This window comes from Dechloromonas hortensis, assembly GCF_009469765.1.
Classification (GTDB): Bacteria; Pseudomonadota; Gammaproteobacteria; order Burkholderiales; family Rhodocyclaceae; genus Azonexus; species Azonexus hortensis.
Window position 1 is genome coordinate 558170 of the sequence record NZ_SSSQ01000001.1, and the last position, 13718, is coordinate 571887.

10 protein-coding genes are annotated in these 13718 nt (G+C 64.5%); 8 read left to right on the top strand and 2 right to left on the bottom strand.

Features of this window, described 5'->3' with window-relative positions; translation table 11 throughout:
• Window positions 1-14: 14 nt before the first annotated feature.
• The 4 genes from GH663_RS02785 (at window position 15) to GH663_RS02800 (ending at window position 4923) form a co-directional block, all read left to right on the top strand.
• Window positions 15-1154, top strand: a complete 1140-nt coding sequence (locus tag GH663_RS02785; RefSeq protein ID WP_153130182.1) for an ABC transporter substrate-binding protein — start codon at window positions 15-17, stop codon at window positions 1152-1154.
• A gap of 91 nt (window positions 1155-1245) precedes the next feature.
• Window positions 1246-2286, top strand: coding sequence for a branched-chain amino acid ABC transporter permease (locus GH663_RS02790; protein ID WP_066885842.1), 1041 nt, complete (start codon window positions 1246-1248; stop codon window positions 2284-2286).
• 112 nt (window positions 2287-2398) lie between these two features.
• Window positions 2399-4156 (top strand): branched-chain amino acid ABC transporter ATP-binding protein/permease, encoded by a 1758-nt coding sequence (locus GH663_RS02795; protein WP_153130183.1) that lies wholly within the window; start codon window positions 2399-2401, stop codon window positions 4154-4156.
• 2 nt (window positions 4157-4158) lie between these two features.
• Window positions 4159-4923, top strand: a complete 765-nt coding sequence (locus GH663_RS02800; protein ID WP_153130184.1) for an ABC transporter ATP-binding protein — start codon at window positions 4159-4161, stop codon at window positions 4921-4923.
• A 90-nt stretch (window positions 4924-5013) separates the two neighbouring features.
• Here the strand turns inward: GH663_RS02800 and GH663_RS02805 are convergent, their stop codons facing one another.
• Complete coding sequence (locus tag GH663_RS02805; protein WP_153130185.1) at window positions 5014-7356, bottom strand: DUF6600 domain-containing protein; 2343 nt, start codon at window positions 7354-7356, stop codon at window positions 5014-5016.
• A 138-nt stretch (window positions 7357-7494) separates the two neighbouring features.
• The gene (locus GH663_RS02810) at window positions 7495-9189 is read right to left on the bottom strand and encodes a response regulator (protein ID WP_246181482.1); all 1695 of its coding nucleotides are present in this window, start codon (window positions 9187-9189) and stop codon (window positions 7495-7497) included.
• Between the two features lie 329 nt (window positions 9190-9518).
• Between GH663_RS02810 and mnmG the strand changes: the two genes are divergently transcribed.
• Genes mnmG through GH663_RS02830 form a run of 4 tightly spaced genes read left to right on the top strand, consistent with a single transcriptional unit; the run spans window position 9519 to window position 13625 of the window.
• Window positions 9519-11405, top strand: coding sequence for a tRNA uridine-5-carboxymethylaminomethyl(34) synthesis enzyme MnmG (mnmG, locus tag GH663_RS02815; protein WP_153130187.1), 1887 nt, complete (start codon window positions 9519-9521; stop codon window positions 11403-11405).
• On the top strand, window positions 11402-12019 hold the full coding sequence (gene rsmG, locus GH663_RS02820) for a 16S rRNA (guanine(527)-N(7))-methyltransferase RsmG (RefSeq protein WP_153130188.1): 618 nt from the start codon (window positions 11402-11404) through the stop codon (window positions 12017-12019). The genes mnmG and rsmG overlap by 4 nt, the downstream gene beginning before the upstream one ends.
• Window positions 12016-12777, top strand: a complete 762-nt coding sequence (locus GH663_RS02825) for a ParA family protein (protein ID WP_153130189.1) — start codon at window positions 12016-12018, stop codon at window positions 12775-12777. Before rsmG ends, GH663_RS02825 begins: the two co-directional genes overlap by 4 nt.
• Entirely contained in the window at window positions 12774-13625 is an 852-nt protein-coding gene (locus tag GH663_RS02830; RefSeq protein WP_153130190.1) for a ParB/RepB/Spo0J family partition protein, read from the top strand. The genes GH663_RS02825 and GH663_RS02830 overlap by 4 nt, the downstream gene beginning before the upstream one ends.
• Window positions 13626-13718 lie beyond the last annotated feature (93 nt).

Here is a 13718-nt window from a genome sequence, read left to right on the forward strand (position 1 = left end):
TCCGGGATAAGACCATGCTCAAGAAACTGACCCTCGCCGTTCTCGCCACCGTATCGACCGCTGCGCTGGCCGACATCAACGTTGGCGTTTCCGTGTCGGCCACCGGCCCGGCCGCCTCGCTCGGCATCCCGGAGAAAAATACGATCGCCCTGCTGCCGACGACGATCGGCGGCCAGAAGGTCAATTACATCGTGCTCGACGATGCGACCGACCCGACCGCGGCGACCAAGAACATCAAGAAGCTGATCGGCGAGAACAAGGTCGATGTGATGATCGGCTCGACCACCACCCCGAATTCGCTGGCCATGATGGATGTCGCGGTCGACAACGAAACGCCGCTGATTTCGATGGCCGGCTCGGCGATCGTCGTCGAACCGATGGACGCCAAGCGCCAGTGGGTTTTCAAGACGGCCCAGAACGACGCCCACATGGCGACCGCCATCGTCCAGCACATGACCGACAAGGGCGTTCAGAACGTCGCCTTCATCGGCTTTGCCGACGCCTACGGCGAAGGCTGGTTCAAGGAATTCGCCAAGATCGCCGAAGCCCGCAAGCTGAAGGTCGTCGCCAGCGAGCGCTACCAGCGCAACGACACCTCGGTGACCGGCCAGATTCTCAAGGTGATGGCCGCCAAGCCGGACGCCATCCTGATCGGCGGCGCCGGTACCCCGGCCGCCCTGCCGCAGAAGGCCCTGAAGGAAAAAGGCTACAAGGGCCTGATCTATCAAACGCACGGCGTCGCCAACAACGATTTCCTGCGCGTCGGCGGCAAGGATGTCGAAGGCGCCTTCCTGCCGGTCGGCCCGATGGTCGTCGCCGCCCAGTTGCCGAACGACAACCCGGTCAAGAAATCGGCGCTGGAATACGTCACCAAGTACGAAGCCGCCCATGGCAAGGGCAGCGTCAGTTCCTTCGGCGGCCACGCCTGGGATGCCGGCGTGCTGCTGCAGAACGCCATCCCGGTCGCCCTGAAGAAGGCCCAGCCGGGCACCAAGGAATTCCGCAAGGCCTTGCGCGATGCCATCGAAAGCACCAAGAACCTGCCGGCCGCGCATGGCATCTTCAACATGTCGGCCAACGATCACCAGGGTTTTGACCAGCGCGCCCGCGTCATGGTCACCATCGAAAACAACACCTGGAAACTCATCAAGTAATTCAGCTGCCTCGCGCCGCTCCCCAATCCGCCCCCGGCCGTGCCTGATGCACGGTTTGCGGGGCGGCCGGCGCTGCCGTTACCGGTAATCTATGGACCTCCAAATTCTCCTGCTGCTCGGCCAGGATGGCATCACCAATGGTGCCATTTATGCGCTGCTGGCCCTCGCGCTGGTGCTGGTTTTCACCGTCACCCGCGTCATCTTCATTCCCCAGGGCGAATTCGTCGCCTACGGCGCGCTGACGCTGGCCAGCCTGCAGGCCGGCAAGGTACCGGGTACGGTCTGGCTGCTGCTGGCGCTGGGTTGCACGGTGGCTGTGCTCGACGGCATCCGTCTGGTCCGCGAGGGGCGTTTCGCCAAGCTGCCGCCGCTGCTGATCTTCAATATCGGCCTGCCGCTGCTCGCCGCCGCCGGTCTCTTCGCGATGCCGCCGACGCAGTTGCCGCTGGCGGCGCAGGTCGTCATTTCGATGCTGCTCGTCGTGCCGCTCGGGCCGATGATCTACCGCGTCGCCTACCAGCCGCTGGCCGGCGCCTCGGTACTCGTCCTGCTCATCGTCTCGGTCGCCATCCACGTCGCGATGATCGGCCTCGGCCTGCTCTTCTTCGGCGCTGAGGGCTCGCGCACGCCGCCCTTCACCGAACTCAGCTTCGAACTGGCCGGCGCCCCGCTGCAGGGCCAGACCATCCTCGTCGTCGTCGCTTCCGCCTCGCTGATCATCGGCCTCTACTTCTTCTTCGAACGGACCATCTACGGCAAGGCGCTGCGCGCCACCGCGATGAATCGCACCGGCGCCCGCCTGATGGGTATTCCACCGGTCCTCGCCGGCAAGCTGTGCCTGACGCTGGCCGCCGCCATCGGCGCCTTCTCCGGCATCTTGATCGCGCCGATCACCACCATTTACTACGACTCCGGCTTCCTGATCGGCCTCAAGGGCTTCGTCGGCGCCATCATCGGCGGCCTCGCTTCCTACCCGGTCGCCGCGCTCGGCGCCGTGCTGGTCGGCCTGCTCGAATCCTATTCGTCGTTCTATGCCAGTGCCTTCAAGGAAGTCATCGTGTTCACGCTGATCATCCCGGTCCTGCTCTGGCGCTCGCTGACCTCCAAGCATATCGAGGAGGAGGAAGAGTGATGCGCTACCGAGCAGGGGCCCCGTGCTGCGGGGATGCGAGTACGGCGCAGCGCGCTTGTCGCCGACAGACAGAATCTTCAATTATGAACAATCTTTCGGAGGCGACCGAGTGATGCGCCACCTCCCGCTCGCCATCTTCATCGTGCTGCTCGGCATCGGTCCGCTCGTGCTGCCCGAGTTCCACGTCACGCTGCTCAACTACATCGGCCTCTACGCCATCGTCGCCGTCGGCCTCGTGCTGCTGACTGGCGTCGGCGGCCTGACTTCCTTCGGCCAGGCGGCCTTCGTCGGCCTCGGCGCCTACACCACGGCCTGGCTGACGACGACGCACGGCTTCTCGCCGTGGACCACGCTGCTGATCGGCCTTGCCGTCACCGCCGCCGTCGCGCTTTTCCTCGGCTTCATCACGCTGCGCATGGGCGGCCATTACCTGCCGCTCGGCACCATCGCCTGGGGTATCAGCCTGTATTTCCTGTTCGGCAATGTCGAGTTCCTCGGCGGCCATACCGGCATCACCGGTATCCCGGCCGTCTCGCTGTTCGGCTGGGAGCTGAAGTCGGGCCGCGAGTTCTATTACCTGATCTGGCTGGTCGTGCTGCTCGCCATCGTCAGCATCCGCAACCTGCTCGATTCGCGCCAAGGGCGCGCCATCCGGGCGCTCAAGGGCGGGGCGGTGATGGCCGAGGCGATGGGCGTCAATACGCCGCGCACGAAGATCGTCATCTTCCTGATCGCCGCGCTGCTGGCCAGCATTTCCGGCTGGCTCTATGCCCACCTGCAGCGCTTCGTCAATCCAACGCCGTTCTCGATCACCCAGGGCATCGAATACCTGTTCATGGCCGTGGTCGGCGGTGTCGGCCACGTCTGGGGCGCCGTGCTCGGCGCCGGCCTGATCACCATCCTGAAGCAGTGGCTGCAGGACTGGCTGCCGCAGATCCTCGGCCAGAGCGGCAATTTCGAGATCATCGTGTTCGGCATCGCGATGGTGCTGATCCTGCAGAAGGCGCGCGATGGCCTGTGGCCGGTGATCCTCCGGCTGTTGCCGGAACGTAGCTTGCAGCGCGCCATGCCGCAGGCAGCGGCGCTGCCGAAACGACCGGCCAGCGAGGCCGGCCGCGTGCTGCTCGAAGCCAGCGAAGTGACCAAGCGCTTCGGCGGCCTGGTCGCCAACAACAACATGTCGCTGAGCGTGCGGGCCGGCGAGGTGATGGCGCTGATCGGCCCGAACGGCGCCGGCAAGAGCACGATGTTCAACTGCATTTCGGCGGTCAACCCGGCGAGCGAGGGCAAAATCGCCTTTCTCGGCACGTCGACCGCCGGCCTCGTCTCGCGCGACGTCGCCCGCCGCGGCATGAGCCGCAGCTTCCAGCACGTCCGTCTGCTCGGCCAGATGTCGGTCCTCGAAAACGTCGCCATCGGTGCCCACCTGCGCGGCAGCAAGGGCGTGCTGGCCGCCGCGCTGCGCCTCGACCGCGCCGAGGAAAACCGGCTGCTCGCCGAAGCAGCGCGCCAGATCGAGCGGGTCGGTTTGAAGGAGCACATGTTCGAGGCTGCCGGCAGCCTCGCCCTCGGCCAGCAACGCATCGTCGAAATCGCCCGTGCCCTGGCTTCCGACCCCTGCCTGCTGCTGCTCGATGAACCGGCGGCCGGCCTGCGCTACAAGGAAAAGCAGGCACTGGCCGAGCTGCTGAAGAAGCTGCGCAGCGAAGGCATGGGCATCCTGCTCGTCGAGCACGACATGGATTTCGTCATGGGCCTGGCCGACCGCGTCGTCGTCATGGAATTCGGCGAAAAAATCGCCGAAGGCGTGCCGGAAGAAGTGCAGCGCGATCCGAAAGTTCTTGAAGCCTATCTCGGCGGCGTGGAATAAGCATGAACATCACCCCTCCCCACCTGCATGACCACGAAGTCATCCTCGACGTCAAAAACCTGCGCGTCGCCTACGGCAAGGTCGAGGCGCTGCACGAAGTCAGCCTGACCATCCGCCGCGGCGACATCGTCACCGTCATCGGCCCCAACGGCGCCGGCAAGACGACCCTGCTCGCGGCGCTGATGGGCCTGCTGCCGGCCGATGGCGAAATCGTCTACATGGGTCACCGGCAGGGTCGCGACCGTGAAGTCGAAGCCCTGGTCCGCCACGGAATGACGCTGGTCCCGGAAAAGCGCGAGCTGTTCGCCGAAATGAGCGTCGAGGACAACCTGCTGCTCGGCGCCTTCGACCGTTACCGGACCGGCCACCGCGACCAGATGGAAACGATGGACGAAGTCTTCGAACTGTTCCCGCGCCTCGAAGAGCGTCGCAGCCAGCTGGCCGGCACGCTGTCCGGCGGCGAGCGCCAGATGCTGGCCATGGGCCGCGCCCTGATGGCCAAGCCGAAACTGCTGATGCTCGACGAACCGAGCCTCGGCCTGGCACCACTGATCATCAAGGAAATCTTCCGCATCATCGGCGAACTGAAGAAGACCGGCGTCGCCATCCTGCTCGTCGAGCAGAACGCCCGTGCCGCGCTGCAGATCGCCGACTACGGCTATGTGCTGGAAACCGGCGAAGTGTCGCTGGCCGGGCCGAGCCAGGAACTGGCGGCCGACCCGCGCGTCATCGAGGCTTACCTCGGACTGGGCAACAAGCAGCGCTGAACGCGGTGTTGCCGGCCTGAAAAATGGCCTCTTAACCGGGTCGACCGCAGCGGTCGCCCCGCTTTCCTCACTGGCCCCGAAAAACCCGGTCTAGCGCGGGCCGCGCTCGCCGCCCTCGCGATTGCCGCCGCGCGACTCGGGAGGACGCTGTTCCTGGCGTTGCATCTCCTGTCTTTGTTGCGTCTCCCGCTGTTGCATTTCCATGCGCTGCTGATCACGGCGTCGGGCCTCTTGCTGCTGCGCTTCCTGACGCTGCATTTCCTGCTTTTGCTGCGCCTCGCGCTGCTGCACTTCCATGCGCTGCTGCTCACGGCGCCGGCCTTCCTGCTCGGCTTCCCGACGCTGCATTTCCTGCTTTTGCTGCACCTCGCGCTGTTGCACTTCCATGCGCTGCTGCTCGCGGCGCCGGCCTTCCTGCTGCTCGGCGTCCCGGCGCTGCATCTCCTGCTTTTGCTGTGCCTCGCGCTGTTGCACTTCCATGCGCTGCTGCTCACGGCGCCGGCCTTCCTGCTCGGCGTCCCGACGCTGCATTTCCTGCTTTTGCTGCGCCTCGCGCTGTTGCACTTCCATGCGCTGCTGCTCGCGGCGTCGGCCGTCCTGCTGCTCGGCGTCCCGGCGCTGCATTTCCTGCTTTTGCTGCGCTTCGCGCTGCTGTACTTCCATGCGCTGCTGCTCGCGGCGTCGGCCGTCCTGCTGCTCGGCGTCCCGACGCTGCATTTCCTGCTTTTGCTGCGCTTCGCGCTGCTGTACTTCCATGCGCTGCTGCTCGCGGCGTCGGCCTTCCTGCTGCTCGGCGTCCCGACGCTGCATTTCCTGCTTTTGCTGCGCTTCGCGCTGTTGCATTTCCATACGCTGCTGCTCGCGGCGCCGGCCGTCCTGCTGCTCGGCGTCCCGACGCTGCATTTCCTGCTTTTGCTGCGCTTCGCGCTGCTGTACTTCCATGCGCTGCTGGTCGCGGCGCCGGCCTTCCTGCTGTTCAGCGTCCCGGCGCTGCATTTCCTGCTTTTGCTGTGCCTCACGCTGCTGCATTTCCATGCGCTGCTGGTCGTCACGACGGCCGTCCGGCTGTCGCTCGTTGGCCGGCGGCCGCATCAGCGGCGCCCCATCGCGGTTGGCCCGCCCGCCGGGGACTTCTCGACGCTCCTCGCGCGGCGGCCGAGGCAGCCAGGTGCTGTCAGGGACGGCTCTGGCCTGCGGCGCCCGCGCCAGTTCACGCTGGTCGTGACGGCCCAGTTCGCGGGGCGTGATCGGTCGCCCTTCACGCAGATGCTGAGCCGGCACGACGGTCACCGCGCGCGGCAGATCGCGGTAGGCGTAGCGTCTGGGCGGCCCGTCGCGCAAGGCGCGGTCGACAATCTTCACATCGTGGATATGGGTCACGTTGATCTGGCGCACGTAAGTCGGTGAGGCGCGAAAGCTCGGGACATAGACTTCGCGCGGCGCCAGCGGGAACCAGCCGACGGCCGGCGCGCTGCCAAAACTGAAACTGATGCTCCAGCCCGGGTTGCCGATCCAGGCAACCAAGGCTGGCGCATAGACCGGGCGTGCGACATAGCTGCCGGGCACCCAGCCCCAACGGCCGCGGACCTGCACCCAGCGCCCGTAATGAAATGGCGCAAAGCCCCACGGTGCACGGTCTACCCAGGTCCAGCCCCACGGTGCAATCCACACCCAGCGGCCGTAGCGGTAGGGCGCCCAGTCGTCGGCCACGGCGCGCGGATACCAGACTGCGCCGTAATCAGGCAGCGATTGCCAGTCGCCATAGGTATCGAGATCCTGGTAACCGGTCATCGCCGGCGAAACGTAACGCTGCCCGGCATTGGCCAGCACGGCATTTTCCCGGATGGCGACCCAGCGATCGAAGGCATCCTGCCCTTCATCGTTTTCGATCTGCGTCCGGCCTCCGCCGTAAAAGCTGGCCTTCTCGCCAGCCTCCACCGGTTGGCGGCGCTCGCCATCATAGAAGCTGGCCCGCCCGGCCTGCGCGGTCAGTTCGGTATGGTCGCCCTGGACATCGATCCGGTAGCGGCCAGGCCCAGCAAAGGTGACGCGCCCTTCCGGCGTCTGCACCGTGACGTCGTCACTCTGCTCACGCTCGAGAATGCTGACCGTCAGCGTACCGCGCAGCAATTGCGCGCTGATCTGCCGATCATCAACCACCGGGAAGTGCAGTTCACTGCTGCCGGCCAGCCGAAAGGCTGTGGAACCGACCCAGATTTCAGCCCGGCCACGGCGTTCGGTATCTATTTCGGCCCCGCTGCTGATCGGCCAGTTGATACTGGCCGGACCGCCAGCATCGCTGCGGTCAACGCGAAAATTGACCCCATTTTCAACCAAGGCCAGCCGGCCCACCCGGGCCGGCGGATCGGCCAGCGCCAGCGTCGTGCTCAGCACGGCGAGCACGGCAAGGAAAAAACGCATCGAACGGGACATGACGAACTCCTGACTATTCGGCACGCACTGCCATATGGCAATGACTCTGCTCCTTCGAATAACGTCCGTCTACAAAAAAGGATGAACCATGCCGCCGGGCAAATGGTTTCAGAATGTTGCTGGCGGCCTGTTCGGGCGCTACAGCAGTTCCGGCGCGATGCCGTGCCGTTTGGCGACGGCGACATACAGTTCGCGCGCCGAGGCGACTTTCGGGCTCTTGCGATCCTTGCGCTGGGCGCGTACCAGATAATCCAGGGCCCGCGCCGCCAGTTCGGCATCCCAGCCCTTCTGGTCCATCAAGGTAAAAATCGCCTTGGCGGCATTGACCAGGAATTGCAGATTGGGCACCTGTTCGGCAGCCTGGATCAGCAATTGCACCGAGCCTTCCAGATCGCCATTGCGCGCCGCCAGCACGCCCTTGTTGTTGAGGTCGATGATCTGCTTGTTGACCTGGTCAAGCAGCGCCTTGCCGGCATCCGGCTGGCCGGTTTTCTCGAAAACGCTGGTGATGTGCTCGATCAGATGCGGGTCTTCATGATTCTCGGCCGCCACCTGGCGCATGATCTTCTGCCCCGCCTCCGGCTTGCCGCTGGCGTAGCAGGCGTGGGCCAGATCGATGGCCAGCCGTTGCGAGACATGCTTGCCCTTGTCGGCCCCCTCGGCCTCGACCTGCTGCTGCAGTTCGAGCGCTTGGTCGACCAGGGCCCGCGCCTTTTCCGGCGCCCCTTCCAGATCGAGGCAGAGGCTCTCGGTGACCAGCGCCGCCAGTTCGGCCTGCTTGTCGCCGCGCCATTCGCGCTTCATTTCGGTGGCGATCTTGCGCGAGGCGGTGGTATCGCCGCGTTCGACCAGCACCCGCGACAAATTGGCGAAATCATCCACCGAGCGCAGGCTGGAACCGCGATTGCGGTCGATGACCTTGCCGTAGGCCTTTTCCGCCGCCAGGAAATCCTTGTTGCGGGCCGCCGTGTCACCGACCAGGCGCTGGCGCAGCGTATTGTGCGGCGAAGCATCGGCCGCCCGTTGCAGCACCTGCTGCGCCGCCTGCAGTTTGCCCTTGGCCTCATGCACCGAGGCGAGAAAATCGTAGGCCGACAGGTAGTTCGGCGCTTCCGCCGTCACCTGCTCGGCCAGTTGCTCGGCTTCGTCGAGCGCGCCGCGGTCGCGCAACGCCGTGGCCAGCCCCATCTTCGCCCAAGGCACGACGCGGCCTTCGAGGACGCGGCGAAAGACTTCCTCGGCCTCGTTGGTCCGGCCCAGCGTATGCAGCAGTTCGCCCTTGAAGCGCAGCGCGTCGTACATGTAGAGGGGTTGTTGCTGGATCACCCGGTCGCAGGCGGCAATCGCTTCCTGCAGCGCGCCGCGCTCGATCTGCTCGTAGATCTTGCGCAGCACGTGTTTCTTGTAGATCGCCTTGATCAGCCGCGCCTGCAACTGCTCGGCGGTGAACGGCTTGATCAGGTAGTCATCCGGCGCCAGCTCGGCCAGCGCCACGACATTGGTGTAGCCCCGTTCGCTGGTGATGATCAAATAAACCGTCGACAGCGGAATCAGATGGGCGTGGCGCAGTTCTTCCAGCAATTGCTGCCCGTCGCGCCCATCGTCGAGCACGAAGTCGGACAAAATGACGTCGAAACGATTGCTCTTGACCTGGCGGATCACCTCTGCCGAATTGCCGGCGCCATGCACCGCCGTCACGCCCAGCGCGCCCAGCATCAGGCGCAGCGAGTCCCGAGCCGGGGAATGGCGATCAACGATCAGCACACGTTTTTTGGTCAGAGACTGCTGGAGAACCAGCAGCATCTCATCGTTATCGAGAGGGCTATTGCTCATTTCCGGCAAGTTACTTGAGTTCGTCATGCTGAGCAAGGCATCGACGATGCGCTGCAATCGATGACGGGCCGGGCTAGCAGCTCGAAAAAGGAGGGATGGCAGCGCAGACAACCCAGACCTTGACCGCCGCGCATGGATGCAAGGATCTGCTTTCGCCCGGCAGGCTCACCGGGGGAGGCTTAAGACGAGATTCCTCACCATCGCAAGCAATTGATTTGGCGAATTATTTTTTAATCCAGCCTCCGGAAATCCTTGTCTAAACCGGCTGTTCGCCCGTAAAATCCGCGGTCCGATACTGCGCTGCAGCAATCCCCTTTTCAGATCAGGCCATGCTCTATCCCACCCGTTTCGATGTCATCGTCGTCGGCGGCGGTCACGCCGGTACCGAAGCTGCGCTCGCCGCAGCGCGGGCGGGTGCGAACACGCTATTGCTGACCCACAACCTGGATACGCTCGGTGCAATGAGCTGCAACCCGTCGATCGGCGGCATCGGCAAGGGCCACCTGGTGCGTGAAGTCGATGCGCTGGGCGGCGCGATGGCGGCGGCGACCGACGAGTCGGGCATCCAGTTCCGCATCCTCAACGCCTCGAAAGGCCCGGCGGTCCGCGCCACCCGCGCCCAGGCCGACCGCGTGCTGTACAAGCAGGCAATCCGCTCGCGTCTGGAAAACCAGCCCAACCTGACCATCTTCGCCGAAGCCTGCGACGACCTGATCGTCGAAGGCGACAAGGTCTGCGGCGCGGTGACGCAACTGGGCATCCGCTTTTTGGCCCCCAGTGTCGTGTTGACCGCCGGCACCTTCCTCAACGGCAAGATCCACGTCGGGCTGGAGAACTACACCGGCGGCCGCATGGGCGATCCACCATCGGTGTCGCTGGCCAGCCGCCTGAAGGAACTGCAACTGCCACAGGGCCGCCTGAAAACCGGCACGCCGCCGCGCCTCGACGGCAAGACCATCGATTTCTCGGTGATGGAAGAACAGCATTCGGACAATCCGCTGCCTGTCTTCTCCTTCCTCGGCAGCGCCGCCCAGCATCCGCGCCAGTTGCCGTGCTGGATCACCGAAACCAACGAAAAAACCCACGACATCATCCGCAGCGGCCTCGACCGTTCGCCGATGTACACCGGCGTCATCGAAGGCGTCGGCCCGCGCTACTGCCCGTCGATCGAAGACAAGATCCACCGCTTCGCCGACAAGGACCGTCACAACGTCTTCCTCGAACCGGAAGGCCTGACCACGCACGAGATCTACCCGAACGGCGTGTCGACCAGCCTGCCCTTCGACATCCAGCTGGCGCTGGTCCGTTCGATCCGCGGCATGGAAAACGTGCACATCCTGCGCCCCGGCTATGCCATCGAGTACGATTTCTACGATCCGCGTGGCCTCAAGGACACGCTGGAGAGCAAGGCGATCAACGGCCTCTTCTTCGCCGGCCAGATCAACGGCACCACCGGCTACGAAGAAGCGGCGGCGCAGGGCCTGCTCGCTGGTATCAATGCCGTCCGTTCCATGCGCGGCGAGGAGGGCTGGTGCCCGAAGCGCAACGAGGCCTATCTCGGCGTGCTGGTCGACGACCTGATCACGCGCGGCGTTTCCGATCCTTACCGGATGTTCACCAGCCGCGCCGAATATCGCCTCAGCCTGCGCGAAGACAATGCCGATTTGCGTCTGACCGAACAGGGCAGGGCGCTCGGCCTGATCGATGACGTCCGCTGGGCGGCCTTCTGCCAAAAGCGCGACGCCATCGCCGGCGAGCAGGAACGCCTGAAATCGACCTGGGTCAATCCAAAAATCCTGCCCGCCGAAGATGCAGTTCGCGTCCTCGGCAAGGCCATCGAACACGAATACAACCTGTTCGAACTGCTGCGCCGGCCAGAGGTGTCTTACGCCGAATTGCTGACCCTGCCCGGCGCCGGTGATGCCCAGACCGACCCGCTAGTCGTCGAACAACTGGAAATCTCGGCCAAATACCAAGGCTACATCGACCGCCAGGCCGAAGAAGTCGCCAAGTCGAGTTCCTACGAAAACACCGCGCTGCCAGTCGATCTCGACTACGCCAAGGTGGCCGGCCTGTCCAACGAGGTCAAGCAGAAACTGGCCCTGCACAAGCCGCAGACCATCGGCCAGGCCTCGCGCATCCAGGGCATCACGCCGGCCGCGATCTCGCTGCTGCTGATCCATCTGAAACGCCACAGTCTGTCGCACGCCGCATGAAGCCGATCACGCTCAGCGAGGGGCTCGCCGCCCTCGGCCTCGACCTGCCCGACGCCGCGCAGCAACAGCTGCTCGCTTTCCGCGACCTGCTGCTCAAGTGGAACCGGACCTACAACCTGACCGCGCTGCGCGATCCGGAACAGGCCATTTCGCACCACCTGCTCGATTCCCTGGCCATCCTGCCGCATGTCGGTCCCGGCGCGTTGCTCGATGTCGGCAGCGGTGGTGGCCTGCCCGGCATTCCGCTGGCCATCGCCCGCCCGGAACTGGCAGTCAGCATGGTCGATACCGTGCAAAAGAAGGCGACCTTCCTGCAGCAGGCGGCGATCGAGCTCGGCCTGAAGAACGTCAGCGCCCACCATGCCCGCGTCGAGGAAATGCGCGGCCAATACGCCCAGATCAGCTCGCGCGCCTTTGCCGAGATTGGCCTCTTCATCAGCCTGACCCGCCACCTGCTGGCGCCGGGCGGCCGCTGGCTGGCCATGAAGGGAGTCCGCCCGGACCAAGAACTGCAAGCCCTGCCGGCCGACATCACGGTGGAGGCGATCATTCCGCTCACCGTGCCGGGGCTGGATGCCGAACGACATTTGATCATTTTGAAAGCCGGGTCATGAAAGTACTCGCCATCACCAACCAGAAGGGCGGCGTCGGCAAGACGACGACAGCGGTCAATCTCGCCGCCTCGCTCGCCGCCGAAGGCCAGCGTGTCCTGATGATCGACCTCGATCCGCAGGGCAATGCGACGACCGGTTCGGGCATCACCAAGAAGGAAGCGCTGCCCACCGTTTATCAACTTTTGATCGGCGCCGCAACGCTGACTGAAGTCTGCATCCAGACCGAGTTCGGCTTCGACGTGCTGCCCGCCAACCGCGAGCTGGCCGGCGCCGAGGTCGAGTTGATCGAACTCGGCGAACGCGAATACCGGCTGAAGAATGCCTTGCAGGCCGGCCACGCCACCTACGACTTCATTCTGATCGACTGCCCGCCGGCGCTCAACATGCTGACGGTGAACGGCCTGGTCGCCGCCGATTCGGTGCTGATCCCGATGCAGTGCGAGTACTACGCACTGGAAGGCCTCTCCGACCTCGTCGAAACGCTACGCAAGGTGCGCTCCCACCTCAATTCCCGCCTCGAAATCGAAGGCCTGCTGCGCACCATGTACAACGCGCAAAGCACACTGACCCAGCAGGTCTCGAACGAACTGGAAAACCACTTCGGCAGCAAGGTCTACAAGACCATCGTGCCGCGCAATGTCCGTCTCGCCGAAGCACCGTCCTACGGCAAGCCGGTCATCGCCTTTGATAAAAGCTCGAAAGGCGCGCAAGCCTACAGCGCGCTCGCCAAGGAAATTCTCGAAAGGGTCGCCCCATGATCAAGATGAAAGGACTCGGCCGCGGCCTCGACGCCCTGCTTTCCGGCAGCGACAAGCCGCAGGGCGACGAGCAGCGCAACCTGCCGGTCGAACGCCTGCGCCCCGGCAAGTACCAGCCGCGCACCCACATGGATCAGGAATCGCTGGCCGAACTGGCCGCTTCGATCAAGACCCAGGGCGTCATGCAGCCGATCCTGGTTCGTGCCGTCGATGCCACGCCCGGTGCCGAGCGCTATGAAATCGTCGCCGGCGAACGGCGCTGGCGTGCCTCGCAACTGGCCGGCCTGAACGAAGTCCCGGTGCTGATCCGTAGCATTCCGGACGAACAGGCGCTGGCCATGGCGCTGATCGAAAACATCCAGCGCGAGAACCTCAATCCGCTGGAAGAAGCCCAAGGCCTGCAGCGCCTGATCGACGAATTCGGCCTGACCCACCAGCAGGCCGCCGACGCCGTCGGTCGCTCGCGCCCGGCGGCGACCAATTTGCTCCGTTTATTGCAGTTGACCGCCGGCGTCCAGGAATTGCTGATGGCCGGCAAGATCGACATGGGCCATGCCCGCGCCCTGCTGCCGATCCCCGGCACGCAACAACTGGCCCTGGCCCAGCGCATCATTCAGAAGGGCTTGTCGGTGCGCGAAGCCGAGCGCCTCGTCCAGCAGATCCTCAATCCACCGAAAGCGGCACCGGCCCATGCCGTCGACCGTGACCTGCTGCGCCTGCAGGAAGAGATTTCGGACAGCCTCGGGGCCAGCGTCGCCATCCGCAGCAACAAGAAGGGCGCCGGCAAAGTGACCATCGAATTCAGCGATCTGGAGCAACTCGATGGCATCCTCAACCGCATACGTTAACCCGCTTCCGGGGGGGCCGACATTGTGGAAAACCCTCAATTTCATTGACTCGGCCAAGCCAAGTCTTGTATCATTTATATCCGTGTGGCACAG